The organism is Streptomyces sp. NPDC091972 (genome assembly GCF_044756385.1).
Lineage (GTDB): Bacteria > Actinomycetota > Actinomycetes > Streptomycetales > Streptomycetaceae > Streptomyces.
The window spans coordinates 158832-184913 of sequence record NZ_JBIVSV010000009.1; the positions used below are offsets into that span (position 1 = coordinate 158832).

The following is a 26082-nucleotide window of genomic DNA, read 5'->3' on the forward strand; positions in this document are numbered from 1 at the left end:
CGTCGTCATGACCGGTTCGCCTCGGGTGGCGGAGACGGATGCGGGGCGGAAAGGTAAAGGGAGGAAAGGCCGGGACCGGTTCCTCCGGACACGAGGCCCGCCTTTCCCGCACGATTCGATGCGAAGTCGATGCAAGTTGCCCCTCCTGCGTGGAATCCGCAGGGTGGAAGGGCCGCGGTCGCTCTGTGCGACCACCAGGCCCAGCGGAGGAGTGACGATGACGACCGCACAGCGAACCGGCGGGGACATCGACGACAGCGCGCTCGTGGAAGGGTTCCTCAACGGGGACGAGGCATGCCTCACGGTCGTGCACCGCCGGTGGGGCCCGCTCGTCCACGCCCTCGCCCGGCGTTCCCTGGGGGACGCGAGGGAGGCGGAGGACATCACCCAGTTGGTGTTCCTCGCCGCGTGGCGGGGCCGCGCCGGGTTCGCCCCCGACCGGGGCACCCTGCCCGGCTGGCTCACCGGCATCGCCCGCCGCAAGATCGCCGACGCGCTCGCCGCCCGCACCCGGCGCAACGAACTCGTCGCCGCCGCGGGCGCCCAGTTGCTGCTGCGGGCCGACGACGAGGCGGCGCTGCCGGAGTCCGCCCTCGACCGCGTCCTGCTCGCCGACGAGATGTCGCTGCTGCCGGACCCGCAGCGCCGGGTACTGAACCTCGCCTTCTACGACGACCTCACCCAGACCCAGATCGCCGAACTCACCGGCTGGCCGCTGGGAACGGTCAAGAGCCACGCCCGCCGGGGCCTGCGCCGCCTCGCCGGCCGCCTGCGCACGGACGAGCTCGTCGAGTGCGCCGCGTGACAACGACGCAGAACCGATGCACGCCCTTGCCCGTCACGAGCGTGCGACACGGCACGCGGCAGGTGACATCCGCATCCGGACGGGTACTGCGACCGGAACACCGTCGCAGGACACGGCGGAGACGCGGAGGGAGTGACCCGGTCATGTACGAGGCGGACGTCGCCATCATCGGAGCGGGAGCCGCCGGGCTGTCCCTTGCCCACCGCCTCACCCGTCCCGCCCCGGGCTTCAGGCACCCGTCCGTCGTCCTCCTCGACGCCCCGCCCGGGCCCCTGCGCCCGCCCCGGCGCACCTGGTGCTTCTGGGAGACCGGCCCCGGACCGTACGACGCCGCCGTCACCAGGTCCTGGCAGCGCCTGCGGGTGCACCGGCCCACGGGGGAGCCGATCGAGCAGGACATCTCGCCGCTGCGCTACAAGATGATCCATTCGGACGACTTCGAGGCCCTGGTCGGCAACGCCCTCGACCGCAGCGGACGGGTACGACGCGTCGAGGCGACCGTCGAGAGCGTCGAGGGACTCCCGCAGGGCGCCCGGATCGACGCCCGCACGGCGGACGGGCGCCCCGCGTCCGTGCAGGCCCGCTGGGTCTTCGACTCCCGGCCGCTGGGCAGCCTCCCCGCGGCCCGTACGACCCTGCTCCAGCACTTCCACGGCTGGTTCGTCCGCACCGGCCGTCCCGTCTTCGACCCGGCCCGCGTGGAGTTCATGGACCTGCGCACCTCCCAGCCGGCGCAGGGCCTCTCCTTCGGCTACGTCCTGCCCACCCGCCCGGACCAGGCCCTCGTGGAGTACACGGAGTTCTCCCCGGCCGCCCTGTCCGCGGACGCGTACGACAAGGCGCTGGACCACTACACCGGCACCGTGCTCGGGCTCGACGACTTCGAGGTGACCGCGACCGAGACGGGCGTCATCCCGATGACCGACGCCGGCTTCGCCCGGCAGACCGGCCAGTCCGTCTTCCGTATCGGCACCGCCGGCGGCGCCACCCGGCCCTCCACCGGCTACACCTTCGCCGGCGTGCAGCGCCAGACCGCGGCCGTCGCGGCGGCCCTGCGCCGGGGCCGGCGGCCGGTACCCCCGCTGCCGCACTCGCCCCGCGCCCGCGCCATGGACGCGGTCCTGCTGCACGCCCTCGACAGCGGCCTGGTGGACGGCGCGGACTTCTTCGGACGGCTGTTCAGCCACGTGCCCATGACCCGGCTCCTGCGGTTCCTCGACGGCGGAACCCGGCCGCACGAGGAGATCGCCATCGGGCTGCGCACCCCCGTCCTGCCCATGCTGCGAGCCGCCGCGGAAGTGCCCCGGCTGCCCCGACGCCCCTTCCCCGGCCCCTGACCCGCGGTACCAGCCGACGCGGCTCCGGCGCCGGACGCACCGGACCCACCGGGCCCCCGCTCCCGACCCACCGGCCCCGCCCTGTGCGGCCCGCCGATCCCGACCCCGACGACCCGCACCAGGAGGCAGCGTGACCGTGCTGCGTGACGCGGACCTGGCCGCCGCATTCGACCATGCGGCGGCCAGGTACGACACCCTCGTGGCCGCCAACCCCGGCTACCACGCCCATCTGCGCCGCTCGGCACGCCGGCTCGGCCTTTCCGGGACGGGCGCCGGGCTGCGCGTCCTGGACCTCGGCTGCGGGACCGGGGCGTCCACCGCCGCGCTCGCCCGCGTGCTGCCCGACGCCGAGATCACGGCCGTGGACGCCTCAGCGGGCATGCTCGACCGTGCCACGGCCAAGCCGTGGCACGGCAACGTCCGCTTCGTGTGCGCCCCGGCGGAGGCGCTCGCCGACGCGGGCGTGCGAGGCCCCTTCGACGCGGTCTTCGCCGCCTACCTGTTCCGCAACGTCGCGGACCCCGACGCCGTGCTGGACACCGTCCACGACCTGCTGGTCCCGGGCGGCCGGCTCGCCGTGCACGAGTACACCCTCAGCGGCCGCCCGCTCCACCGTGCGGTCTGGACGGCCGTGTGCCGCGGCCTCGTGCTGCCCGTCGCCAGCACCTTGGGCGACGGCGACCTGTACCGCCATCTCTGGCGGAGCGTCGTCGAGTTCGACACGGTCGACCGTTTCACCGACCGCGTCCGCGCCCGCGGCTTCGACCGCGTACGGGCCCTGCCCCTGCCCGGCTGGCAGACCGGCATCACCCACACCGTCGTCGCCCGCCGCGCCACCCCGCCCGCCCGGAGCGCCCGATGACCGCCGCGGCGGGCGCCGCCCGCCCCGGACGCGACCGCCACGCCGTCCTGCTGCCCCCACCGCCCGGAGCGACCCGGGTCGGCGGGCAGCCGCGCAGCACGGCCGTCGTGGGCGGTGGCATCGCCGGACTCGCCGCCGCCACCGCGCTCGCCGAACGAGGCGTCGACGTCACCCTCTACGAACGCGAGCCCTACCTGGGCGGCCGGGTCGGCGGCTGGAGCACCCACCTGTGCGACGGCACCACCGCGACCATGAGCCGCGGCTTCCACGCCTTCTTCCGCCAGTACTACAACCTGCGCAGCCTGCTGAGCCGCACCGACTCCCCACCGGGCCGCCTCACCGGCCTGCCCGACTACCCGCTGCGGCACCGCGACGGACTGCACGACAGCTTCCGCAGAGTGCCGCGCACCCCGCCGCTGAGCGCGCTCGGCTTCGTGGCGCTGAGCCCCTCCTTCCACTGGCGGGACCTGGCGCGCATGCGCCCCACCGCGGCCCTGCCCCTGCTCGACGTCCGCGTCCCGGACGTGTACGCGGAACTGGACACCGTCAGCGCCCACGACTTCCTCGAGTCCCTGCGCTTCCCGGCGGCCGCCCGCCACCTGGCCTTCGAGGTGTTCTCCCGCAGCTTCTTCGCCGACCCCCGCGACCTGTCGGCCGCCGAGATGGTCCTGATGTTCCACATCTACTTCCTCGGCAGCTCGGAGGGACTCCTCTTCGACGTGCCCGACGACCCCTTCCCGACGGCCCTGTGGGACCCCCTCGCCGAACACCTGATCCGCCACGGCGCCGACCTGCGCCCGTCCACCCCCGTCGAGAACGTCTCGCCCACGGCGGACGGCGCCTTCACCGTCGCCACGGACCACGAGGAGAAGCGGTACGACACCGTCGTCCTGGCCCTCGACACCGCCGGCCTGCGCTCCCTGGTCGCCCGCTCGCCCCGCCTCGCCGACGCCGACTGGCGTGACCGCGTCGCCCGGCTCCGCACCGCCCCGCCCTTCCTCGTCTCCCGGCTCTGGCTCGACCGCCCCGTCGACGCGGGCCGGCCCGGATTCCTCGGCACGGCCGGGTACGGCTCCCTCGACAACGTCAGCGTCCTGGAGCGCTGGGAGCAGGAGGCGGCCCGCTGGTCCGCCCGGACCGGCGGTTCCGTCGTCGAGCTGCACGGTTACGCGCTCCCGCAGGACGCCGACCCCGGCATGGAGGCCCGGCACCTGATCGCACAGCTCCGGAACGTCTACCCCGAGACCCGCGAGGCGCGCGTCCTCGACGAACGGCACGAATGGCGCCAGGACTGCCCCCTGTTCCCCGTCGGCGGATACACCGACCGCCCCGGCGTGCGTACTCCGCAGGCCGGCCTGGTCCTCGCGGGCGACCTGGTGCGCACGGACCTCCCGGTCGCCCTGATGGAACGCGCCGCCACCAGCGGCTTCCTCGCCGCCAACGCCCTCCTCCAGTCGTGGGCGGTCCGCGGCCACCCCCTGTGGACCGTCCCCAACGGCGCCCGCAACCGGCTGCTCCGCACCCTGGCGGGCGGCCGCGCACGCGTACGCCCCTAGCCCTCGCGGTCGGCCGGGGCCCGCACCGACACGGAGGGCGCGGCCATGCGGCCGACGCCCCACGCACAGCGCCTCCGGCCCGGGCGCCCCCGAAGGGGACGGGAGAACCCGAGTCTGCCTGCTTGATCGTTCGACCCGCTCGCCCTGTACGAGGGACGTCCGGCCCCACCGGACACGCGCAGATGGTGATCCGTCTCGGCTCCGCCGCTTCCCGGATGCTCGGCGCTCGGGTCGTCTTCGAGGCCGACCGCATCGGTCGATCCGGGGACCGTTGTCCCGGGGCCGGTAGGCCGTCGGTCCGGGCTTCGGGGCCGTCCTGTCCCCGGGTCGGGACTGATGGCCCCTCACCGTTCACCGGGGCCCGACGACAAGGTGGAGTGGACCAAGCAGCAGACGGCGAAGGTTGGACCGGCCATGAATCCCGACGACGGTTTCCGTGAACTGAACCGGCAGGAGTGCCTGCGCCTGATGGCGACGACTCCGGTCGGCCGCATCGTCCACACACGTCACGCCCTGCCCGCCGTCCTGCCGGTCAACTTCTGCCTTGACGGCGGCGGCGGGGTGCTGCTGCGGACGGCGGCGCAGTCGGAGTTGGTGCGTGCGGTCGACGGTGTGGTGGTCGCCTTCGAGGCGGACGAGGTCGACGCGGCCGCGCACTCCGGCTGGAGCGTCGTCGTCACGGGCCGGGCCGCCGTCGTGACCGACCCCGCCGAGCACGCCCGCCTGTGCCTGGTCGGGCCACGATCCTGGGCGCCCTCGCACGAGGAGGTGTTCGTGCGGATCGAGCCCGAGCTGATCACGGGCCGGCAGCTCACCGGCGGCCGCACCCTCCACGGCGCACGACAGCCCCTCTGAGAGCGGGCCGCCGCGACCCAGCCGGACCGCACCGCGAAAGCCACGCCCGCAGAAGGGAGACAGGGACATGGGCGCAGTACGAGTGGTCGTCGGAGTGGACGGCTGACTGATCGCCGTAAGAGCACTGAACTGGGCGGCCGAGGAGGCCGTATGCCGGGGGCCCGCCCTGCACATCGTCTACGCGGTGCCCGACCGCGACGAGGCGGAACCGGTGCCGGCCTCGGCCGTGGCACGGATACGTGATCACCGTCCGGGACTGCCGGTCACGACCGCGCCCGCCACGGGCGGAACGGTGCGGGCCCTGGCGCGGGAGAGTGAGAGCGCGGTCGATCGGGTCACCGCGGCACTGTCCGGCTCAGGGTGCTGCACGCCTGGACCCACCGGCACACGGCGCCCGAGCTGCCCTCGCCGCTGCCCGGGACGAGTCCGGGACAGCGGGAGGCCGTCCGGCGCGAGGCGGGTGAGGAGGCCATGGCGCGCTTCGACGTGGCCGGACTGCGCCAGGACCACGCCGGAGTCGACGTCGACACCCTCACGGTCCGTACCGACCCGGCACACGCCCTGCTGGAGGCGACCCGCCACGCCGGGCTCGTGGTCGTCGGAGCCCACCGCCACGGGCATCGGGCCGAGCCCCGGCTAGACACGGTCGGCCGTACCCTCCTGCACCGTTCCCACTGCCCCGTGGCCGTGGTCCCCACCGGATAGGGGCTCCCGGCCGCACCGCGTGGCCCGAACGGCCCTGTCGAGGACCGGGTCCGCCGACGGAAGGTGGTCAGGTGCGGAACCGCGCACACGCTCGCACCGAGACCGCCCCGGAAGGGAACCCCGATGTCCGTCGACACGCAGCAGGCAGCCGCCGAGCTCACCGACGACGAGCTGAAAGCCCTGGACGCCCACTGGCGCGCCGCCAACTACCTGTCCGTCGGCCAGATCTACCTTCTGGCGAACCCCCTGCTGACCGAGCCGCTGCGCCCGGAGCACGTGAAGCCGAGGCTGCTCGGTCACTGGGGCACCTCCCCGGGCCTGAACCTCGTGCACACCCACCTCAACCGCGTCATCAAGGCGCGTGGCCGGGACGCCCTGTGCGTCTGGGGCCCCGGCCACGGCGGGCCCGCCGTACTCGCCAACTCCTGGCTGGAGGGCACCTACTCGGAGACCTATCCCGACGTCAGCAGGGACGCGGCCGGCATGGAGCGGCTGTTCCGGCAGTTCTCGTTCCCCGGCGGCGTGCCGAGCCACGTGGCTCCCGAGACGCCCGGCTCCATCCACGAGGGGGGCGAGCTGGGCTACTCCCTGTCGCACGCCTACGGAGCGGCCCTGGACAACCCTCATCTGCTGGTCGCCTGTGTGATCGGCGACGGCGAGGCGGAGACCGGGCCGCTGGCCGCTTCCTGGCACTCCAACAAGTTCCTCGACCCGGTCCACGACGGCGCGGTCCTGCCCATCCTGCACCTCAACGGCTACAAGATCGCCAACCCGACCGTCCTCGCCCGGCTCCCCGAGGCCGAGCTCGACGAGCTGCTGCGCGGCTACGGCCACGCCCCGATCCACGTCACCGGCGACGACCCCCTGACGGTGCACCGGGCCATGGCCGCCGCCATGGACGACGCCCTGGAGCGCATCGACGCGATCCAGCGCAGTGCCCGCGAGAACGGTGTGACCCAGCGCGCGCACTGGCCGGTGATCGTGCTGCGCACCCCGAAGGGCTGGACCGGCCCCGCCGAGGTCGACGGCCTCCCGGTCGAGGGCACCTGGCGTTCCCACCAGGTGCCGCTGTCCGCCGTACGGGACAACCCCGAGCACCTGCGGCAGCTGGAGGCGTGGCTGCGCTCCTACCGGCCGCGGGAACTGTTCGACGAGCACGGGCGCCCGTACGAGCAGGTGCTCTCCTGCGTGCCCGAGGGGACGCGCAGGCTCGGCGCCACACCGCACGCCAACGGCGGGCTCCTGGTGCGTGAACTGCCGCTGCCGGACCTGCAGTCGTACGCCGTCGCGGTCGACAAGGCGGGCGCGACCCTGCACGAGCCCACCCGGGTCCTCGGTGACGTGCTGGAGTACGTCATGCACCGCACCCGAGACCGCCGGGACTTCAGGATCGTCGGCCCGGACGAGACCGCCTCCAACCGCCTCCAGGCCGTCTACGGGGCGAGCGGCAAGGCCTGGCAGGCGCAGACCCTGCCCGTCGACGAGCACCTGGAGCGGCACGGCCGCGTGATGGAGATCCTCTCCGAACACACCTGCCAGGGCTGGCTGGAGGGCTATCTGCTCACCGGCCGGCACGGACTGTTCTCCTGCTACGAGGCGTTCGTGCACATCGTGGACTCGATGGTCAACCAGCACATCAAGTGGCTGCGCACCACCCGCCGGCTGCCCTGGCGCGCACCCATCGCCTCCCTCAACTACCTGCTGACGTCGCACGTCTGGCGCCAGGACCACAACGGCTTCTCCCACCAGGACCCCGGCTTCGTCGACCACATCCTCAACAAGAGCCCCGAAGCCGTACGGGTCTACCTGCCGCCGGACACCAACACCCTGCTGTCCGTCGCCGACCACGTGCTGCGCAGCCGTGACTACGTCAACGTCGTGGTCGCCGGCAAACAGCCCTGCTTCGACTGGCTGTCCATGGACCAGGCCCGCGTGCACTGCGCGCGCGGCGCCGGGATCTGGGACTGGGCCGGCACCGAGGACGGCGGCCGGGAACCCGACGTGGTCCTCGGCTGCGCGGGTGACGTTCCCACCCAGGAGGTCCTGGCCGCCGCCCAGTTGCTGCGCCGGCACCTGCCGGACCTGACCGTCCGCGTGGTCAACGTCGTCGACCTGGCCCGGCTGCTGCCCCAGGAGGAACACCCGCACGGCATGCCGGACGCGGAGTACGACGCGCTGTTCACCCGCGACAAGCCGGTGATCTTCGCCTACCACGGCTACCCGTGGCTGATCCACCGTCTGGCCTACCGCCGGGCCGGCCATCCCCACCTGCACGTGCGCGGCTACAAGGAGATCGGTACGACCACCACCCCGTTCGACATGGTGGTCCGCAACGACCTCGACCGGTACCGGCTGGTCATGGACGTCATCGACCGCGTCCCGGGCCTCGCGGTACGGGCCGCCGCGGTACGGCAGCGGATGGAGGACGTGCGTCTGCGGCACCACGACTGGATCCGGGCCCACGGCACGGACCTGCCCGAGGTCGCCGACTGGACCTGGGACGGCTGAGGCGCGGGAACGGTCCGGCCGTGGTGCGCCAGGAGGGACCGCGGGTCTCTCCTGGCGCGGACGTGCGGGCGGTCGCGGGAACCAGCGCGGCGCCTTGGCACAGGTGGTCGGTCCGCACCGGGGACGTGAGCCCGGACATGAGCCCGGACGTGGTCACGCGTCGGCGGTGACGAGGCGCATGCCCGTGACCAGGTCCGGGTGGATACGGACCGCGTAGTCCATGGTCCGGTCCAGCCAGGGGCGCAACAGTGCCCGGTACCTGGCCAGTTCGGTGGGTTCGGTGACCAGGCGGGCGAAGCCCGTGACCACCACGCTCCAGCCGAGGTGGGTGTCCGGGTCGATCAGGTCGGCCTCGTCGGCCACGACGACTCCAGCTTCCGTGGCCTGCCGGGTCCGCGAGGTGAGGGCTGCCCCGGCATGGGTGCGGATGACGATCTCGCCGTCGATCAGGACGTGAGCGATCAGACCATTCGACTCGGGCGGCGCCGGTGCCACCAGGGCCGGTCGGCCCAGGGTCCGTGGCCGTGCGGCCCTGTGCGCCGGTCCCCTTAGCATCCGCACCGCGCACCGACCTGCTGCCGGCCTCGCCGGGAACGTGCCGACCACCTCGGACGAGCGATCCACTCCGACTCCGCAACGCGTCGCGGCCCCGACCACTACGGTGGCAAGTGACGGCACGGGGGCGGCGCAGGTATCGGGAGGATCGCAGGTGGGTGGCTCGGAAGGATCCGCGGAGGCCCGCGTCAGGCTGCCGCAGCTCAGGCTGGACGAGCTGCTGGAAGAGCTGCAGGCCCGGCTCGACGCGGCCCGCGGCACCCGTGACCGGGTGCACAGCCTTCTGGAGGCCGTACTCTCGGTCGGCCGGGAACTCAACCTTGAGCAGGCGCTGCACAGCATCGTCGAGGCGGCCGCCTCGCTGGTCGACGCCCAGTACGCGGCCCTCGGTGTGATCGGCCCCGACGGGAAACGGTTGTCCGCCTTCCACACCGTGGGCGTGACCGACGAGCAGATCGCGAGGATCGGACCTTACCCGGAGGGCCACGGCATCCTCGGGGAGCTCATCCACCACCCCGAGCCGCTTCGGCTGACCAAGATCTCCGAGCACTCGGCGTCGTACGGCTTCCCGCCGCACCACCCGCCGATGAACACCTTCCTCGGTGTCCCGATCCGGGTGCGCGAGCAGGTCTTCGGCAACCTGTACCTGACCGAGAAGCGGGGCGGCGTCCAGTTCGACGAGGAGGACGAGGCGGTGCTGTCCACGCTGGCGGTGGCCGCCGGTGTCGCCATCGACAACGCCCGCCTGTACGAGGACTCCCGGCTGCGCGAGCGCTGGCTGCGGGCCAACGCCGAGATCACCCACCGCCTGATGTCGGGCGGCGCGCAGACGGAGGTCCTTCGGCTGATCGCGGACCGGGCCCGGGAGAACACCGGTGCCGCCCTGGCCCTGGTCGCGATGCCCGTGCAGGGCACGGACTCGCTCACCGTGGAACTGGCCGTCGGGACGCGGGCCGAGGCCCACCAGGGGCTCGTACTGCCCGTGGACGGCAGCCTCATCGGACATGCCTTCACCGGCGGGGTCCCCGTCACCAGCGCGGACGTCTCCTGCGACGAGCGGGTCGCGAGCGCCGCGGAACGCTTCGCCGGACTGGGTCCGGCGGTCGCGGTGCCGATCGGATCGGGCACGGAAGGGGCGCGCGGAGTCGTCCTGCTGGTGCGGGAGGCCGGCCGGACCGTGTACACCGACAAGGAGATCGAGCCCCTCAGGGGTTTCGCCGCGCAGGCCGCGGTCGCGATGGAGCTGGCTGAGCGCCGCCAGGACGCCGAGGAGATCGCGGTGCTCAAGGACCGCGACCGGATCGCCCGCGATCTGCACGACCTCGCCATCCAGCGGCTCTTCGCCACCGGCATGACCCTGCAGAGCGCGGGCCGCCTCATCGAGCACGCCGAGGCCTCGGAGCGGGTCGTGCGCGCGGTGGACGATCTCGACGAGACCATCAAGATCATCAGGTCGACGATCTTCGGTCTGCGCTCGCGGGAGGGCGGCGCCGGGTCGGGACTGCGGGCCCGGGCGGTCCGCGTGATCGGCGAGGCCGCCTCGGTTCTCGGCTTCCCTCCCAGCATCCGCATGGAGGGGCTGGTCGACACGGACGTGCCCCGGGAGATCGCCGACGACGTGGTGGCCGTGCTCTCCGAGGCGCTGACCAACATCGCGCGCCACGCGCGGGCCGGACGCGCCGACGTCGTCCTGGAGACAGACGGCCACGAGGTGCGGCTGACCGTGTCGGACGACGGCGTGGGCATCCCGGCGGAGGGCCGCCGCAGCGGACTGCGCAACCTGGCCGACCGCGCGGAGGCCTACGGCGGGCACCTGACCATCGACCGTCCCGGGACGGGCGGCACCACGCTGGTGTGGCGGGTCCCGGTGGGCGGCTGACACCGCCCGCGCAGGGGGCGTTCGGCCCTCGCGATGTCAGGGCCGACCATGGCCCGGCGGTCTACCGGACGGCCGCGGCCCGGCGTTGCACGGGCACCACGAGGACGGGACCCGCGGCCTCCCGCAGCACGTCCCGTGCCACGGTGCCGAGTTCACCGTCGCGGCCGCGGCCCACGATCACCAGCTCGGCGTCCGCGGACTGCCGGACGAGGGCCTCGGCCGGCGGCAGGTGTCGTACGTCCTCCAGGACGGGCACCTCGGGATACTCCGCACGCCACGGCCGCAGGGCGTCGGACAGCAGTTGCACCTCGTGGTCCTCCCACGCCCCGCGGTCCTCCTCGGGTACGCCGAAGGGCAGTTCGGCCGCGCAGGACGGGTACCGCCACGCGTGGACGGCGCGCAGGCGGGCGCCGCACAGCGCGGCCCAGTCGAAGGCGAGGCGGACGACGGCCTCGGCGGGATCGCGGGCGTCCACACCGAGCACGATCTCGGCGAAACGGTGCGAGGGCTTCTGCATGAGCGTGTCTCCCTGCCAGGTGATGGAGGGCCGGGCCGTCTCCGGTACACGTCAGATGGTCCGACGCCCCCACTGCGGGCCGACCAGGTCCCACTCACGGCCCCATGCCTCGACCCGCCGCCGGTCGAGCCGCCACCGCGCCAGGGTTCCGGCGGCGTGCACGGCACCGGCGAGGGCCAGGCCCGCGAGCGCGCCCACGACACCCGCCTCGACGGCGGCCTCCCGGGTGCTCGGGGGAGCGGTGACGAGGGTGCCCTGACCGTTCTGCCAGAGCATGACACGGCTTCCGGCCCTCAGCCCGGTGTCGACGAGTGTCCAGTCGGTGCGGACCGAGCCGTCGGGAGCCTTCCAGCGGACCGCCCCCAGAGAGCGGCCGCTCCCCGGGCGGACCGCCGAGGTGCGCTGCGACTCGTCGGTGAGCAGGACCGCGCCGACGGGGAACCGTTCGGCGCGCTGCCGTGCGAACACCTCGTCGGCGGTGTGCGTCGCGGCGAGCCCCGCGGCCGTACCGCCCAGGGCCATCACCGTCCACACCGCCAGGACGATCCACGCCTCGACGATGTCGTCCCGGCGTCGCAACGGGTTGCTCCGCCAGCGCCAGAACCACGTCCCGCCCATGCCCGAGCCTCCTCCAGATGCTCCGTCCGCGACGGTGGCAGGTCCCGGGCCTGGTGACATGAACCGGGCAGACACCGTCACCGGGCCGCCCGGACCCGTGCACGGCGCCGGGTGGGCCGTTCGGCCCACTGCCAGGCGGGTGCCCGGCCTCCGGCCGGGGCATGTCCGTCCGGTTCAGGCAGTCGTTCCCGGCAGCCACAGATCGGGGCCGAACACCTCGTAACGGATGGCACGCGGCGGGACACCCCGCTCCAGCAGCTGGGTGCGGACCGCGCGCATGAAGGGCAGCGGACCGCACAGGTACACGGTGGCGTCGACGGGCACCTCCACTCCGTCGAGGTCCATCAGTCCGGCGCGCGCGTCGGGCTCGGCGGTGCCGGGACGCTCGTACCAGAACAGGTGCCGCGCCCGCGGCAGTCGGCCGGTCAGCTCACGGGTCTCGGCGCGCAGGGCGTGCTCGTCCGGAGAGCCGTCCGCGTGCAGGACGAGGACGGGGCGGGTGGAGCCGGTCGCCGTGAGCCGGGCCAGCATGCCCACCATGGGGGTGCAGCCGATGCCGGCGGAGACGAGGACCAGCGGGGTGTCGGCCTCGTCGAGGACGACATCGCCGAAGGGCGCGGACAGGGTGAGCTCGTCCCCGGGCCGCACCGTGCGGTGGAGCAGGTCCGACACCTCGCCGTCGGGGGCGCCCTCGGCGCCGGTGGCCCGCTTGACGGTGATGCGGCGCAGCTCACCGCCGGGGTCCCCGGACAGGCTGTACTGGCGCAGTTGGCGCACGCCGTCCGGCATCCGCATCCGGACGCTGACGTACTGTCCGGCCCGTGCCGCCGGGGCGGGGCGTCCGTCGGCCGGGCGCAGCAGGAAGGAGACCACGTCCGCGGTCTCCTCGCGGCGTTCGACCACCGTCCAGGGCCGCCACGTCGCGCCCGGCTCCACACCGGCCTCCTGGTAGATGCGGGCCTCCTGGGCGATGAGCGCGCCGGCCATCAGCCAGTAGACCTCGTCCCAGGCGGCGGCCACCTCCGGTGTCACGGCATCGCCGAGGACCTCGGCGATCGCGCCGAACAGGTACTTGTGGACGATCGTGTACTGGTCGTCGGTGACGCCGACCGCCGTGTGCTTGTGGGCGATCCGCGCCAGCAGCGCGTCCGGCCGGGTGCCGGGCTCGGCGAGCAGGGCAGTCGCGAACCCGGCGATCGAACCGGCCAGCGCCCGTCGCTGGGCGCCACTGGCCTGGTTGCCGCGGTTGAACATCCCGTCCAGCAGCTCGGGCCGGTCACGGAACATCGCGGCGTAGAACCGGGTGGTGATCTCGTCGAGAGCCCCGGCCACGGCGGGCAGGGTGGCTTTCACGAGGGCGGCGGACTCGGCGGACAGCATGCGGTCTCCCAGGGGAGCGGGGGAATCGGGGGCCGCCGGTCGTGGGGCGGCGGCCCCTGTATAGCAACAGGAATTCCGGCATTTACGGTCGTTTCCGGCCCTGGAGGAGTGGCACGGGACCTTCGGCGCCGAGGTCGGGACGAAGGTCCCGGTGCACCGCCACGAGACGGGACCGAACGGTCCGCGACCAGGGCCGTTCGGCCCAGCGCGGCCGTGGGCCTCACGGCCCGGCCACTGGACCGGGCCGGTCGGCCACCTACGCCCATGCCGCTCTCTCTCGCGTGGTCTCGACGGGGGGCGCTGAACCTCGGTGTCGGAGGCCGACCTGCTGCCCAACGGGACTTCCGCGACGGCGCCCCGGACCGTTTATGTGCGCGACGGTCTCGTGACCGTGTGCGTCGAGGTGCGGGACACCTCGGGCGTGCCCGTCGCGGTACGCCTGGTGCGGACAGTGGAGGCAGTGGTGGACGTGGACTGCGCCCTGCTGGGCCCACCACGCCGACCCGGCCTCGATCCGGACTTCCCCGCCATGACCCCGGGGGCGTTCCGCACGGCCCTTCTCCTGAAGGGCCGTGCGGAGGGGGTGCCGCAGTGCCGGGACAGGGCTGAGAGACTGTCGGGTATGGACATCACGAGCAGAAACCATGTCACCGTCACCGGCAACCCGCAGGGACGCACGGTGGTGCTGGCCCATGGCTTCGGCTGTGACCAGAACATGTGGCGGCTGACGGTGCCCGCCCTGGCCGACGACTACCGCGTGGTGCTGTTCGACTACGTGGGCTCCGGCCGCTCCGACGCCTCCGCGTTCTCCGAGGACCGGTACTCCTCCCTGGACGGGTACGCCCGGGACGTGGTCGAGGTGTCCGAGGCGCTCGACCTGCGTGACGCGGTGTTCGTGGGGCACTCGGTCAGCGCGATGATCGGCGTACTGGCAGCCGGCATGGCTCCCGAGCGGATAGGAGCGTTGGTGATGATCGCTCCGTCCCCGCGCTACATCGACGACGAGGGCTACCGAGGCGGGTTCAGCGCCGAGGACATCGACGAACTGCTCGCCTCGCTGGAGGCGAACTACCTCGGCTGGTCGACCGCGATGGCCCCGGTGATCATGGGCAACGCGGACCGGCCCGAGCTCGGCGACGAACTCAGGAACAGCTTCTGCGCCACCGACCCGGACATGGCCCGCGTCTTCGCCCGGACCACCTTCCTGTCGGACTCCAGGGACGACCTGAAGGGTGTGAGCGTGCCGACGCTGGTGCTGGAGTGCGCCCAGGACGCGATCGCCCCGCGGGAGGTCGGCGCCTTCGTCCACCGCACGATCCCCGGCTCGACCCTGGTCACGCTCGACGCGACCGGCCACTGCCCCCACCTGTCCGCGCCCGAGGCCACGAACCAGGCGATCGTCGACTTCCTCGCGAGCCTGTGATGATGTGCCGTGCCGACCAGCAGCCCGACCCCCAGGACGCCGACGCCGACGGGGCGGGCCCTGACGCGGCGTTCGCCGCACTGCTGGAGGACGGAGCCGAGGACCTGTACGAGAACGCCCCCTGCGGCTACCTGTCCACGCTGATGGACGGCACCATCGCCAAGATCAACGGCACTCTCCTGGGCTGGCTCGGACTGGAGCGGGAGGCGGTGGTGGGCCGGATGCGGTTCACCGACCTGCTGACCGTCGGCGGCAAGCTCTACCACGAGACGCACTTCGCGCCGCTGCTGCGGATGCAGGGCGAGATCAGCGGAATAGCCCTCGACATGAAGCAGACCGGCGGTGGCCGGATACCCGTGCTGGTGTCCTCCCTGATCAAGCACGGCACCACCGGGGAGCCCCTGCTGATCCGCACCACGGTCTTCGACGCCCGGGACCGCCGCGCCTACGAGGAGGAGCTCCTGCGCCGCCGTGCAGCGGCCGAGGAGGCCCGCCGGCAGGCGGAGGCCGACCGCGCCCGGTTGCAGGAGGCGCTGGCCGTGCTCCAGCAGTCGCTCCTCCCGGACAGCCTGCCCGCGGTACCCGGCGTGCAGACGGCCGCCCACTACCACACCGCCTCGCCCGACCGGTTGGGCGGCGACTTCTACGACGTCTTCGCCCTGGACGGCAAGCGCTTCGGGTTCTTCCTCGGCGACGTTTGCGGCAAGGGACCCCAGGCCGCCACGCTCACCTCACTGACCCGCTACACCCTGCGCGCCGCCGCACTGCACGACCCCGACCCCGTCTCCACCCTGAACACCCTCAACACGGTGCTCCACGAGCGCTACGCCGGCAGCGGAGACCCCCGCTACTGCACCGCCGTCTTCGGCACCCTCGAACCGGATCCCGACACCGGGCAACTGGCCGTCCACCTCGCGGCGGGCGGCCACCCCCCGGTGATCGTCCTGCGCGCGGACGGCACAGCCGAGTTCCTGCCCACCCCCGGTGGCCTGCTCCTCGGCATCCTGCCCTCCGCGCCCTTCACCGACGCCAGGACCGTCCTCGGCGCCGGCGACACGCTCCTTCTCTACACGGACGGCCTCACCGAAGCCCGCACCGGCCCGGACCGCACCGGCCGCTACGGCGACGAAGCACTGCTCGCCTTCGTCACCGCTCATGCGGGCAAGCCGCCGCACGCCGTCGTCGAGGCCCTGACCGGTCTTCTGGACGGCTTCGGTGACGGCCTCGACGACGACACCGCCCTGCTCGCCATCGGTGTCCCCGCCAGCGACCCCCGGACGAGAAACGAACGATGAGCAAGCTGAAGATCACTACCCGAGATGCCGCGACCGGTCCCGTCATGGAGATTTTCGGTGAACTCGACTACGCCAACGTCGCCGAACTCCAGTCCGTGCTCGGCGGCCTGTCCCTCCGGCCGGGCCAGTGCCTCGTCCTGGACATGAGCGGACTCGAGTTCTGCGACTCCAGCGGCATCACCGCCCTGATCGCCGCGCGCGGTACCGCGCAGGCCGTCCAGGCGGACGTCGCCCTGGCCGCCGTACCGCCCAACATCCTGCGCGTCCTGCGCATCGTCGGCCTCGACCAGATCTTCACCATCCACCCCGACAGCGAGACCGCCACCAGCGCCTGAGCCCGGCCGCACGTGTGCCGGGGGCGGAGCCGGTCCCGGCTCCGCCCCCGGCGGTCAGGGCAGGATCTCGACGTACCCGTCGGTTCCGTGCACGCGGATCCGCTGGCCGTCCCGGATCCGCCGGGTGGCCTGCTCCACGCCCACGACGGCCGGCAGGCCGTACTCACGGGCGATGACCGCGCCATGGGTCATCTGGCCGCCCACCTCCGTCACCAGGCCCGCGATGCCGACGAACAGCGGCGACCAGCTCGGGTCCGTGAACGTCGTGACCAGGATGTCGCCCGCCTCCAGGTCGGCGTCCGCCATGTCGAGGATGACGCGGGCCCGCCCCTCGACGGTCCCGGTGGAGACCGGCAGGCCGATCAGGGCGCCGGCCGGCACGTCGTCGCGCCGGTACGCCCCGCTGAGGGCCTCACCGTCCGAGGTGAGCACCCGGGGCGGGGTGAGCGCCTGGTGGACGCGGAACTCCTCCTTGCGCTGCCGAACGAGCCGGTCGTCGACCTGCTTCGAGCGCACGGCCTCGCGGAACTCCTCGAAGGTGAGGTAGAAGACGTCGTCCCGGTCGGCGAGCGCACCCGCCTCCACCAGGCGCTCGGCCTCCGCCATCAGCGCCTGCTTGTAGACGAAGTAGCGGCTGATGATGTCGTACTTGGGGTACTCCCGGTAGCCGATGAAGGTGCGGACCCGGTCGATCATGTCCTTGGTCTCGGCGGCCTTCCGCTCCCCGTCCGGCAGCGCCCGCAGGCGTTCCAGTACCTCCTGCTCCTTCCGCGACGCCTGCCGCCGTCCCTGTTCGAAACGCTCCCGGGCCGCGCCCGGCCCGAAGTTCCGGACGTTGTCGAGGATCACCGGGACGAGCGTGCTGGGGCGCTCGCTCCACCGCGGCCTCGTGACGTCGATCTCGCCGACGCAGCGCATGCCGTACCGGTCGAGGTACGCCTCGATGGCGTCCCGGGCCTCGGTCCCGCCCGGGAGCTTCACCAGCTCGTCGAGGAAACCGTCGTCCTCGACGCCCGCCAGGAAGTCGACCACCTGCGCATGCGGACGGATCACGTCCGCGACGTCGAGCAGCGCGAGTCCCATCTCCGAGGTGACGTTGCCGGGGGCGGACAGGGTCAGTGTGTCGGCCGCGTTCTTCTCACCGAGCCACTCCTCCAGCTTGTCGTTGAGCCACCAGGTGGCCTCCATGCCCGCCATGATCGCCTTGAAGTTCAGCGGATCGGTGAGGACGCGTTTGTGCTCCTCGAAGGCCTCCAGCAGGAAGTCGAACAGCTCCGGGCCGGACCTGGTCCGGGCCTCGCGCCGCAGGGCGGCGATGGAGGCCTGGCTGCGCTCGATCAGTCCCGTGACGACGGCCGGGTCGGTCTCGACCGGCTCGGGGGGCCCGCCGGCCCGCACCCCGCCGCCAGGCGTGTCCGGGCGCGACGGGACGAAGTCCTCGCGGTCGAGGACCGTCTCCAGGGCGTCCCGGACCAACGGGTCGCCCCTGCCCATGAGTTCCAGCAGGGCGGCGCGGCTCGCGGGCGTGGCGAGGCGCTCGGTGACCTCCACGAACAGCCGCCCGCCGGCCGTGTGCATCCGCGCCATGGCCGTCAGTTGCCACATGGACAGGCCCAGGGGCCTCATCGCGTCGGTCATCATCTGCTGGTGGCCGACGGAGACGTAGACGTGGTTCTCCTCGTCGCCGCTCTCGGGGACGGGGAACAGCGTCGTGATCGGCCGGCTCTGCACGATGTGGAAGTCGTCGTCGACCAGGCACCATTCGATGTCCTGCGGGCGGCCGAAGTGCGCTTCGATCCGGCGCCCGAGCTCGGCGAGCCGGACCGCCTGCGCGTCCGTCAGGGCCGGCTCCTCCTGCCGCCGCGCGTCGACGGCCACCTCCTGCGTGCCGCCGGCCGGCAGTGCGCGCACCTCGCGCTGTTTGGCGGAGATCGTCCGGGCGACGACCTCGCCGTGCCGCACCTTGAGGACGTCCGGGTTCACCAGGCCGGACACCAGGGCCTCGCCGAGGCCGAAGCCGGCGTCCACGGTGGCGACCGTCCGGTTGCCGGTGACCGGGTCGGCCGTGAACAGGATGCCGGACGCCTGCGGGAAGACCATCTGCTGCACGACGACGGCCATGAGGACCGTACGGTCGTCGACGCCGTTGCGCCGGCGGTAGGTGACGGCCCGCTCGGTGAACAGGGACGCCCAGCACCGGCTGACGTGCCGGAGGACCGCCGCAGCGCCCACCACGTTCAGGTAGGTGTCCTGCTGGCCCGCGAAGGAGGCCGTGGGCAGGTCCTCGGCCGTCGCACTGGAGCGGACGGCGTGGGGGACCTGCTCACCGGAACGGCGCAGCGCGAGGGTGATCTCCCGCGCCAGGTCGTCCGGGACGGCGATCTCCTCGACGGTCCGGCGGATCTCCGCGCTGAGCGTGCGGATCGCCTCCTGGTCGTCCGGGCTCACACGCGAGAGCCGGTCGAGTTGCGCGGCGATCGACGGCTCCTGCGCCACGACCCGCCGGTAGGCGTCCGTCGTCACGCAGAAGCCCGCCGGTACGCGGACGCCCTCGATCCGCGACAGACTGCCCAGATGTGCTCCCTTGCCGCCGGCTACGGCGAGCCGGCTCTCGTCGATCTCCTGAAGGTCCAGCACGTACCGCTCGGTCATCGCGACACCTCCGAGGCGGCCGTGCCGTGCTGCACTGCGGTGCCCGATCGAATGTGCAGGTCGGTCGAACCGTTGGTCGAGCACGTCGTCATCCGCGGTTGCCTTCCCCTTGACGAGTCGGTCGGTCGCTCCGCCCTCCTGGGCGCTGCGCACCAGACGTCGACAACAACACGTCATTCCCCCTGTTTCCGCAGGTTGTGGCCTCGGCGGACGATTCTGCGCCGCGACGGGGGGCTTGCCGCAAGCCCCCCGTCGCGCTATAAGTTGAGTAGTGGCAAGGAGAATTCTCTCCTTGCCTTTTCCTTTTGCCTTCCTCCGGAGCGAGCCATGTGCTTGGTCGACGCGGCATCGGGTACCGCGTTTGAATGAGGGTGGTATCTACATGGCCAAGCAATTACTGAAAGCGATGGGTGTGTGACTCGTCTCAGTGGCTCGGGGGACGACCAGTCGAGCGGACCGGGTGACGACCCACTCTCCGTCGCGCTGGAGATCGCCGATGCCGTGGACGGTCTCGCGAACCTGTGGTCGGTGGCCGCCCAGGGCGCGAGCCTGAGGCTGTCGCCGCACCAACTCAGAGCCCTGCGGGTGCTGGAGTCGGAACCGGGCCTCAACCTCACCGCGCTGGCCGAGAGCCTGGACATAGGTCCGCCGACCGCGAGCCGGCTGTGCGACCGGCTGGAGGCGGCCGGTCTGCTGGAGCGCCTGCTGCATCCGCACCGGCGGCGCGAGGTGCAGATCGTCCTCACCGGACGCGGGAGGCAGGTCCTGAACGAGGTGGCCGCGCGCAGGTCGCAGGCGCTCGCCGCGGTCCTCGCGGCCATGGGGCCCGGTGAGAGGTCGGCCCTGAGCGGAGGGCTGCGGGCGTTCCTGAGCGCTCAGGACCAGAGCGACAAGGAGGGCGACGGCCCCCGGGGCTGACCCGGCCGTCAGCCTCGGCGGCCGTGCCAGTCCAGACAGACCACCGCGGCGTCGGACAGCAGGTCCTTGCTGCCGAAGTGCTCGATCAGGCCGGAGACCACCGCGCGGGCCGTCTCATGGGGCGGCGCGGTACGGGTGGCCCCCAGGATCTGGCGCAGGACCCGCTCGCCGAACAGGTCGCCGGTCGCGGAGCGGGTGCCGTGCACACCGGTGCTGACGGCGATGAGACGGTCGCCGGGCTCCACCTGGAACGTCTGCTCCGTGTAAATAGTCTCCTCGAACATGCCGAGCGGCATCTGAGCCTCGAACTCGATCTGCTCGGTGTGGCCGCCGCGCTGCCGGAACAGCTGCGGGGAGCCGGCGTCGACCGCCTGCACGATGCCGGTGGCCAGCTCGAAGCGCAGCAGCAGGGTTGAGGCGTACGCCTTGCCGCCGTACTGGGCGTAGACGGCCTGGTCGGCGAGGCACGCCTGGTCGGCGAGGCCTATGCCGGCGCGGCGGGCGTTGCGCAGGGCGCCGGTCGTGAGGCCGGCGAGCAGCGAGGCGTCGATGCCCTGTCCCATGCCGTCGGTGAGGGTCAGGACGAGGTGGTCGGCGCCGGTGGACCAGTCGAAGGTGTCGCCGCCGATGGCGTAGGCGGGTTCCAGGTGCGCGCCGATGACGTACTCCTCGCGGGCGCAGCCCCGGCCGGGCAGGAGCTGCCACTGCATCTCGGCGGCGAGGGTCATCCGACGGGTGCGGCGGGCCTGGAGGTAGAGGTCGGTGTCGCGGCCGGCGGTGGTGACCTCGTGGCCGAGGGCCGTGGCGAACTCGCTGAGCTGGAGCACGGTGTGCGGGTCGACGGCGCCTGCCGGCAGGTGCACGGACAGGACGCCGAGGCGGTCGCCGCGCACGGTGATGGGCAGGTGGACCAGATTGCCCGCCGGGTCGTCGAGGAGTTCGAGCACCGGCTTCTGGGTGAGGAAGGCGCTGCCCGCGGGTCCCTCGTGGGCCGAGACCGCGGGGCCGGTCTGCGGCAGGTGCGTCACCGGTTGCAGGACGGCCAGGCCGTAGTCGGCGAGCAGCAGGCGCACCTCCCGGGCGCCCAGCCGTTCGGCGAGCAGACGGTGAGCGGTGGCGACCAGCGCGTGCGGCGGGGCCGCACGGAGCTGGGCTTCCGCCGACTGCTGTGATTCAGACGCTTTCACGGAATCCACCCTCTCGCCTTGATTCCTTCACGCTACCGTGCGCGGGCGGGCTGTCGGGCGGTTCGGAGCCGCGGGGGTCAGCGGGGGAGGGGTCCGCCTGCCGAGGCCGCTCGGCCGTGGCCACGGTGTGGCACAGCAGCAGGCAGACGTCGTCGTCCCGCTCGGAGTCGTACAGGAGGGGCTTGAGCAGGGCGTCCGCGGCGGCGTCCAGGTCCTGTTCGAGTTCCGGCGTGCCGAGCGCCTCCAGGGCGCGGCAGAGGCGCCCGATGCCGGGGTCGATGCCCTGCCCCCGGCGTTCCACCAGGCCGTCCGTGTACAGCACCAGGGATGAACCGAGGGGCAGGTCGGCCCGGTGGTCCCGGTACACGTAGGGCAGCGGGATGCCCAGCATGACGCCGGGTTTGGCGTCGAGGACCCGCACCGTGCCGTCGGCGGCGCGCGCCACGGCGGGCGGGTGACCCGCCGAGGCCCAGACCACCTCCGGTTCGCCGGGCCGGAAGCGGGCGATCAGCGCGGTGGCGTACAGGTCCGGCTGGAGGTGGCCGAGCATGCGGTGCAGTCGGGTGAGGATCTCGCCGGGGGTGGCGTTCTCGACGGCGTAGGCGCGCAGGGCCGTGCGCAACTGGCCCATGACGACGGCGGCGTGCAGTCCGTGACCGGTGACATCCCCTATCACGGCCAGCAGGCTGCCGTCGGGCTGGAGGAAGGCGTCGTACCAGTCGCCGCCGATGTTCATGCCCCAGGTGGCGGGGAGGTAGCGCGCGGCGAGCAGCAGTCCCGGCGGGGTGGGCAGCTCGGTGAGCTGGGCGCGCTGGAGGGCTTCGGCGGTGTTGCGGGACTGCTGGTACCGGTGGGCGTGGTCGAGGGCGACGCCCACGCGGCGGCCGAGCTCGATCAGCATCATCGAGGTGTCCTCGTCGAAGCGGGGACCGGGGGCGGTGAGGGTGAGGACACCCAGCAGGCGCTGCGCGACCAGGGGGATGGCCAGCAGCGGCCGCTCGGGGGACAGGGCGGAGGGCGGGAGGTCGTCGACGCCGGGAAGGCCGCCGGGATGGGCGGCGGCGTGCTGGGGACGGCCCGTGCGGGCGGCCGCCACGGCGGCCGCCGAGTGCTCCCCGACCGGCCTCGGGTGCTCGTCGTGTTCCTCGTACTCCTCCTCGTCGAAGAGCCAGACGTCGAGGCGCTCCGCGTACTCCGGCACCAGCATGTCGGAGAGGCGGCGCAGGATGGCCGTGTGGCTGAGGGACGACGTGATGGCCGCGCTGGCGTCACCGAGGAAGGTCAGCAGGCGCCGGGCGCGTTCCGCCGCTGTGCGCGCGGTCCGCTCGGCTTCGAGGAGTTCGCGCTGAGCGCGTGCCGCTGCCTCCAGGTCGGCGTGCAGGGCCAGGACGCCCTGGTTGGTGTGGTGCAGCTCCTCCCGGTGCAGCCGGACCAGGTTCTCCTGCTCGTCGAGCAGGCGCAGCACCGCCGCGGTGTTCTCGTCGGCGCCGAGCAGGGCCTGCGACAACGGGGCGGGGACACGGCGGCCGGTGCTCAGCGGCGGGTGGGCCAGGGAGCAGATGAGTGCGGGCGTCTCGTCCCGCGGGCCCGGCTCGCCGTCGCCCGACGGCGTCAGGGACAGCTCCAGCCGGACGGCCTCTCCGGGTGCGGACTGCCGGACCTGGAGCCGCAGTTCCCACTCGCCGCCCTGGCCGACGCAGTGGCGCAGGCGTGACGTCAGCGCCGTCAGGAAGCGGACCCGGTCCAGCGTCGGCGCCCCGCCGTCCGTGGCGATGCGGTCGACGGCGGCGCGGGCCCGGGCGGCGTCGGCGACCGACGCGATCTTCCAGACGTCAGGGGGTGCGGTCATGCGGGTCCGTCCGGGGGTCAGGGGCCAGTACGGCCACACTGGCGTCGTCGCGCAACGGCCGGGCGGCGCTTCCGGCGTCCCTGAGGACGACCGCGGCCACCACGGCCGGATCGTGGGTGCCGAGTCGTGGGTCGGCGGGGGGCACCCAGCGGCTGGGGAGCCCGTCGCTGTGCAGGACGAGCAGACTGTCCGGGGTCCAGGCGCTCTCACGCAGGGGCACGGTGGCGGGGAAGTGGGCCCCGACGATGCCGGGGTGGGAGACGAGGGGCTGCCACTCGCCGTCGGCGCGCAGCCGGGCGCCGATGTTGCCGACCCCGGCGAACGAGAGCCGGCCGGCCTCCTCGTCGAGCTGTGCGACGCCGACGGCCGCGCCTCGCGTGGCCCGCAGCGCGGCGTGCAGCCGCCGCAACATCTCGGTGGGCGGCAGGTCCGCGCACCGGCGCAGTTCCTCCACGGCGGCGGTGGAGGCCTCGGCCGCCTTGTCCCCGTGGCCGAGGCCGTCCACCAGCATCAGGGTGAGGCGCCGGCCGGAGCGCACCCGGCTGAAGGCGTCCCCGGAGTGCTCGGCATGGGCGAGGGAGGTGGTGATCCCGCCGGCCCGGGTGCCCGTGCGTGAGCGGACCTCCCGGGGGCGGGGGCCGCCGGGAGACCGCGCCGGGGTGATGCGGGCGACCGCGACGGTGCCCCGCCCCGGTCTGCTGTGCAGGTCGAACTCGCTGGAGACGCGCCGACAGGTGCCCAGGCCCGCACCGAGGGAGGAGGACGCGGTGGTGTGACCGTCGCGCATGGCCGCCGCGACATTGTCGATGCCCGGCCCGTGATCGAGGGAGACGATCTGGACGCAGGGCACGTCCGCGGCGAGCGTGTCGGCGGGGGCCGTGAGGTTGATGACGACACGGCCCCCGCCGGCGTGCTTGACGAGGTTGGTGCCCAGCTCGGTCGCGACCAGCGCCGCGACCGCCGTGGCGTGCGCGTCCAGCCCCGCCCGGTCGCAGGCGGCCTCGGCGGCGACGCGCACGTCCCGCACCCGGGTGCTGTCCTGGACGGGGATGTCCCAGACCCTGCTCAAGAGGCACCTGTACGCGGCCCGGGCAGGCCGGAGACCCAGTCGGTGATGGTGACGGTGGTGCCCTCGCCGGGGCGGGTGTCGAGGGCGAACTCCCGGACGAGGCGCTTGGCCCCGCTCAGGCCCATGCCCAGGCCGTTGCCGGTGGTGTAACCGTCGGTCATGGCGAGTTCGACGTCACGGATACCGGGGCCCTTGTCGACGAAGGACAGTCGCAGTCCTTTGTGGGCGCCTTCCGCCAGCACCGTCATCTCCATGTGCCCGCCGCCTCCGTGGACGAGGGCGTTGCGCGCCAGCTCGCTGGCCGCGGTCACCAGTTTCGTCTGCTGCACCAGGTTGAATCCGAGTTCGGCAGCGGTCTGACGCACTTGTTGTCGGACCCAGGCCAGGTCTGCGTCCGAGCCGATGGGCAGACGCGTGGTGGAGGTGATGGGGGCATGCATCATGCACCCTCTTCCGGGTGTGCGGTCGGAGCTGCCGAGGTGGCGCGGCCCAGCAGGGCCAGGGCCTTCTCGACGTTCAGGGCCGTCCCCAGGCCGGGCAGGGTGAGCCCCATCTCGACCAGGGTGATGGCCACGGCGGGACGCATTCCGGCCAGCACGGTCCGTGCGGCCATCAGGCGTGCGCTCGCGGCGATCTCGGCCAGGACGCGGCCGAGGAAGGAGTCCACGATGTCCACCCCGGAGATGTCGATCACGACGCCGTTCACCGGCATCGGACCGGACGCGATCCGCTGGGAGATGTCGTGCTGGAGCTGTTCGGCCGCCCCGTCGTGCAGCTCGCCCTGCAGGGTGACCAGCAGGACGTCCCCCAGCGCCAGCACCGGTACCGGGCCCGGGCCGGAGTGCGCGGCGAGGAAACCGGTCACCGCGGGCCCGCCGCCGTCACCGGGCGCGGGGAGACGACGATGCCCTGCTGGCCGAGGGCGTAGGCCAGCGCGTCGGCGAGCCCCGCCCGCGTGATGATCGACCCGAGGTCGATGCCGAGGTGGACGATGGTCTGCGCGATGGCCGGACGGATACCGGAGACGATGCACTCCGCGCCCATCAGCCGGGCCGCGGCGACCGTCTTCATCAGGTGCTGGGCCACGAGCGAGTCCACGGTCGGCACGCCGGTGATGTCGAGGATGGCGTACGCGGCCCGCTGGTCGATGATGGCCTCCAGGAGGCTCTCCATCACGACCTGGCTGCGGGCGCTGTCCAGGGTCCCGATCAGCGGTACGGCGACGACGCCGTCCCACAGCTTGATGACCGGCGTGGCCACCTCCAGCAACTGCTGGCGCTGGCGGGCGATGAGTTCCTCGCCCGCGCTCACCGTGGTCTCCATGATGACCAGGCGGAGCGTGGCCGTCAGGACCGCCAGCGCCTGGGCGCACGCGGTCGCGCGCGCCTCGTCGCCGGCGTCCTGGAACTCGGCGAGCAGCAGCGCGGTCACCGGCTCGCGCAGTCCCGCCACCTCGGCGGCGATCTGCACGGGCGTGAACCCGGCCCGGGACCGGGCCGCGGCCATCCGTCCGAGCTGGTCGCGGGCCGGGCCGAAGCCCGGGGCGTCGACGTCCTCCAGCCGTCCGGAACGGGCCACGTCGGCCAGGGCGTCCACCACGGCCTTGCACGCCTCGACCGCTTCGTCCCGGGAGACGGTGAAGACCGTGCGGAACAGGGCGGCGTCCGCCCAGCGCTGGGCGATCTGCTCACGACGCCGCTCCAGGAAGGCGCCCAGCTCCTTCGCCGTCTCGAGGGCCGTGTCGTGCTCCGCCACCTGCATCGTCTCCCTGCCTGCG

23 protein-coding genes are annotated in these 26082 nt (G+C 73.0%); 12 read left to right on the forward strand and 11 right to left on the reverse strand.

Features of this window, described 5'->3' with window-relative positions; all coding sequences use genetic code 11:
* Positions 1–217 precede the first annotated feature (217 nt).
* The 7 genes from ACIQJT_RS26125 to ACIQJT_RS26155 all read left to right on the forward strand — a co-directional run bounded on the left by ACIQJT_RS26125 (position 218) and on the right by ACIQJT_RS26155 (position 8628).
* Positions 218–805, forward strand: coding sequence for an RNA polymerase sigma factor (locus ACIQJT_RS26125; protein ID WP_402647328.1), 588 nt, complete (start codon positions 218–220; stop codon positions 803–805).
* 143 nt (positions 806–948) lie between these two features.
* Positions 949–2142: a lycopene cyclase family protein gene (locus ACIQJT_RS26130; protein ID WP_402647331.1), complete on the forward strand. Its 1194-nt coding sequence runs from the start codon at positions 949–951 to the stop codon at positions 2140–2142.
* Between the two features lie 130 nt (positions 2143–2272).
* Positions 2273–3004: a class I SAM-dependent methyltransferase gene (locus tag ACIQJT_RS26135; protein WP_365460800.1), complete on the forward strand. Its 732-nt coding sequence runs from the start codon at positions 2273–2275 to the stop codon at positions 3002–3004.
* Positions 3001–4560 carry an FAD-dependent oxidoreductase gene (locus tag ACIQJT_RS26140; protein ID WP_402647333.1) on the forward strand — a complete coding sequence of 520 codons (1560 nt, stop codon included), beginning with the start codon at positions 3001–3003 and terminating at the stop codon, positions 4558–4560. The genes ACIQJT_RS26135 and ACIQJT_RS26140 overlap by 4 nt, the downstream gene beginning before the upstream one ends.
* Positions 4561–4974: 414 nt before the next feature.
* Entirely contained in the window at positions 4975–5415 is a 441-nt protein-coding gene (locus tag ACIQJT_RS26145) for a pyridoxamine 5'-phosphate oxidase family protein (protein ID WP_402647336.1), read from the forward strand.
* A 360-nt stretch (positions 5416–5775) separates the two neighbouring features.
* Positions 5776–6120, forward strand: coding sequence for a universal stress protein (locus ACIQJT_RS26150; RefSeq protein ID WP_402647339.1), 345 nt, complete (start codon positions 5776–5778; stop codon positions 6118–6120).
* Positions 6121–6243: 123 nt separating this feature from the next.
* Complete coding sequence (locus ACIQJT_RS26155; RefSeq protein WP_402647342.1) at positions 6244–8628, forward strand: phosphoketolase; 2385 nt, start codon at positions 6244–6246, stop codon at positions 8626–8628.
* A gap of 153 nt (positions 8629–8781) precedes the next feature.
* Here the strand turns inward: ACIQJT_RS26155 and ACIQJT_RS26160 are convergent, their stop codons facing one another.
* Positions 8782–9183, reverse strand: a complete 402-nt coding sequence (locus ACIQJT_RS26160; protein WP_402647345.1) for a pyridoxamine 5'-phosphate oxidase family protein — start codon at positions 9181–9183, stop codon at positions 8782–8784.
* 154 nt (positions 9184–9337) lie between these two features.
* Between ACIQJT_RS26160 and ACIQJT_RS26165 the strand changes: the two genes are divergently transcribed.
* Positions 9338–11062: a GAF domain-containing protein gene (locus ACIQJT_RS26165; protein ID WP_402647348.1), complete on the forward strand. Its 1725-nt coding sequence runs from the start codon at positions 9338–9340 to the stop codon at positions 11060–11062.
* A gap of 61 nt (positions 11063–11123) precedes the next feature.
* On the opposite strand, the gene ACIQJT_RS26170 is transcribed toward ACIQJT_RS26165, so the two are convergent.
* The 3 genes from ACIQJT_RS26170 to ACIQJT_RS26180 form a co-directional block, all read right to left on the reverse strand.
* Positions 11124–11579 carry a universal stress protein gene (locus ACIQJT_RS26170; protein WP_402647351.1) on the reverse strand — a complete coding sequence of 152 codons (456 nt, stop codon included), beginning with the start codon at positions 11577–11579 and terminating at the stop codon, positions 11124–11126.
* A 51-nt stretch (positions 11580–11630) separates the two neighbouring features.
* Positions 11631–12197, reverse strand: a complete 567-nt coding sequence (locus ACIQJT_RS26175) for a hypothetical protein (protein ID WP_365460812.1) — start codon at positions 12195–12197, stop codon at positions 11631–11633.
* Positions 12198–12371: 174 nt separating this feature from the next.
* Positions 12372–13577, reverse strand: coding sequence for a globin domain-containing protein (locus tag ACIQJT_RS26180; protein ID WP_402647354.1), 1206 nt, complete (start codon positions 13575–13577; stop codon positions 12372–12374).
* 622 nt (positions 13578–14199) lie between these two features.
* Between ACIQJT_RS26180 and ACIQJT_RS26185 the strand changes: the two genes are divergently transcribed.
* The 3 genes from ACIQJT_RS26185 to ACIQJT_RS26195 are packed head-to-tail and all read left to right on the forward strand — an operon-like array spanning position 14200 to position 16630.
* Positions 14200–15000, forward strand: a complete 801-nt coding sequence (locus ACIQJT_RS26185) for an alpha/beta fold hydrolase (RefSeq protein ID WP_402647713.1) — start codon at positions 14200–14202, stop codon at positions 14998–15000.
* 2 nt (positions 15001–15002) lie between these two features.
* Positions 15003–16295, forward strand: coding sequence for a PP2C family protein-serine/threonine phosphatase (locus ACIQJT_RS26190; RefSeq protein ID WP_402647357.1), 1293 nt, complete (start codon positions 15003–15005; stop codon positions 16293–16295).
* A complete protein-coding gene (locus ACIQJT_RS26195; protein WP_402647360.1) occupies positions 16292–16630 on the forward strand; it encodes an STAS domain-containing protein in 339 nt (112 codons plus the stop codon). Before ACIQJT_RS26190 ends, ACIQJT_RS26195 begins: the two co-directional genes overlap by 4 nt.
* A gap of 54 nt (positions 16631–16684) precedes the next feature.
* Here the strand turns inward: ACIQJT_RS26195 and rph are convergent, their stop codons facing one another.
* A complete protein-coding gene (rph, locus tag ACIQJT_RS26200; protein WP_402647363.1) occupies positions 16685–19282 on the reverse strand; it encodes a rifamycin-inactivating phosphotransferase in 2598 nt (865 codons plus the stop codon).
* A gap of 414 nt (positions 19283–19696) precedes the next feature.
* On the opposite strand from rph, the gene ACIQJT_RS26205 reads away from it, so the two are divergent.
* A complete protein-coding gene (locus ACIQJT_RS26205) occupies positions 19697–20200 on the forward strand; it encodes a MarR family winged helix-turn-helix transcriptional regulator (RefSeq protein WP_402647366.1) in 504 nt (167 codons plus the stop codon).
* A gap of 8 nt (positions 20201–20208) precedes the next feature.
* Here the strand turns inward: ACIQJT_RS26205 and ACIQJT_RS26210 are convergent, their stop codons facing one another.
* From ACIQJT_RS26210 to ACIQJT_RS26235, 6 genes are read right to left on the reverse strand one after another with little or no spacing between them, the layout of a single operon-like run.
* Positions 20209–21396 carry a PP2C family protein-serine/threonine phosphatase gene (locus tag ACIQJT_RS26210; protein WP_402647369.1) on the reverse strand — a complete coding sequence of 396 codons (1188 nt, stop codon included), beginning with the start codon at positions 21394–21396 and terminating at the stop codon, positions 20209–20211.
* Positions 21374–23236, reverse strand: coding sequence for a PP2C family protein-serine/threonine phosphatase (locus ACIQJT_RS26215; RefSeq protein ID WP_402647372.1), 1863 nt, complete (start codon positions 23234–23236; stop codon positions 21374–21376). Before ACIQJT_RS26215 ends, ACIQJT_RS26210 begins: the two co-directional genes overlap by 23 nt.
* Positions 23220–24305 (reverse strand): SpoIIE family protein phosphatase, encoded by a 1086-nt coding sequence (locus ACIQJT_RS26220; RefSeq protein WP_402647375.1) that lies wholly within the window; start codon positions 24303–24305, stop codon positions 23220–23222. The genes ACIQJT_RS26215 and ACIQJT_RS26220 overlap by 17 nt, the downstream gene beginning before the upstream one ends.
* Positions 24302–24745 carry an anti-sigma regulatory factor gene (locus tag ACIQJT_RS26225; protein WP_365460957.1) on the reverse strand — a complete coding sequence of 148 codons (444 nt, stop codon included), beginning with the start codon at positions 24743–24745 and terminating at the stop codon, positions 24302–24304. The genes ACIQJT_RS26220 and ACIQJT_RS26225 overlap by 4 nt, the downstream gene beginning before the upstream one ends.
* Positions 24745–25170, reverse strand: coding sequence for an STAS domain-containing protein (locus ACIQJT_RS26230; protein ID WP_365460830.1), 426 nt, complete (start codon positions 25168–25170; stop codon positions 24745–24747). Before ACIQJT_RS26230 ends, ACIQJT_RS26225 begins: the two co-directional genes overlap by 1 nt.
* Entirely contained in the window at positions 25167–26066 is a 900-nt protein-coding gene (locus tag ACIQJT_RS26235) for an STAS domain-containing protein (RefSeq protein WP_402647379.1), read from the reverse strand. Before ACIQJT_RS26235 ends, ACIQJT_RS26230 begins: the two co-directional genes overlap by 4 nt.
* Positions 26067–26082 lie beyond the last annotated feature (16 nt).

What these genes read in the sequence shown, in the direction of transcription:
- ACIQJT_RS26140 (WP_402647333.1), top strand. Translation starts at nt 3,001, where the DNA reads ATGACCGCCGCGGCGGGCGCCGCCCGCCCCGGACGCGACCGCCACGCC.
- rph (WP_402647363.1), bottom strand. Translation starts at nt 19,282, where the DNA reads ATGACCGAGCGGTACGTGCTGGACCTTCAGGAGATCGACGAGAGCCGG.
- ACIQJT_RS26180 (WP_402647354.1), bottom strand. Translation starts at nt 13,577, where the DNA reads ATGCTGTCCGCCGAGTCCGCCGCCCTCGTGAAAGCCACCCTGCCCGCC.
- ACIQJT_RS26145 (WP_402647336.1), top strand. Translation starts at nt 4,975, where the DNA reads ATGAATCCCGACGACGGTTTCCGTGAACTGAACCGGCAGGAGTGCCTG.
- ACIQJT_RS26125 (WP_402647328.1), top strand. Translation starts at nt 218, where the DNA reads ATGACGACCGCACAGCGAACCGGCGGGGACATCGACGACAGCGCGCTC.
- ACIQJT_RS26215 (WP_402647372.1), bottom strand. Translation starts at nt 23,236, where the DNA reads ATGACCGCACCCCCTGACGTCTGGAAGATCGCGTCGGTCGCCGACGCC.
- ACIQJT_RS26190 (WP_402647357.1), top strand. Translation starts at nt 15,003, where the DNA reads ATGTGCCGTGCCGACCAGCAGCCCGACCCCCAGGACGCCGACGCCGAC.
- ACIQJT_RS26195 (WP_402647360.1), top strand. Translation starts at nt 16,292, where the DNA reads ATGAGCAAGCTGAAGATCACTACCCGAGATGCCGCGACCGGTCCCGTC.
- ACIQJT_RS26235 (WP_402647379.1), bottom strand. Translation starts at nt 26,066, where the DNA reads ATGCAGGTGGCGGAGCACGACACGGCCCTCGAGACGGCGAAGGAGCTG.
- ACIQJT_RS26175 (WP_365460812.1), bottom strand. Translation starts at nt 12,197, where the DNA reads ATGGGCGGGACGTGGTTCTGGCGCTGGCGGAGCAACCCGTTGCGACGC.
- ACIQJT_RS26185 (WP_402647713.1), top strand. Translation starts at nt 14,200, where the DNA reads ATGGACATCACGAGCAGAAACCATGTCACCGTCACCGGCAACCCGCAG.
- ACIQJT_RS26155 (WP_402647342.1), top strand. Translation starts at nt 6,244, where the DNA reads ATGTCCGTCGACACGCAGCAGGCAGCCGCCGAGCTCACCGACGACGAG.
- ACIQJT_RS26130 (WP_402647331.1), top strand. Translation starts at nt 949, where the DNA reads ATGTACGAGGCGGACGTCGCCATCATCGGAGCGGGAGCCGCCGGGCTG.
- ACIQJT_RS26225 (WP_365460957.1), bottom strand. Translation starts at nt 24,745, where the DNA reads ATGCATGCCCCCATCACCTCCACCACGCGTCTGCCCATCGGCTCGGAC.
- ACIQJT_RS26170 (WP_402647351.1), bottom strand. Translation starts at nt 11,579, where the DNA reads ATGCAGAAGCCCTCGCACCGTTTCGCCGAGATCGTGCTCGGTGTGGAC.
- ACIQJT_RS26160 (WP_402647345.1), bottom strand. Translation starts at nt 9,183, where the DNA reads ATGCTAAGGGGACCGGCGCACAGGGCCGCACGGCCACGGACCCTGGGC.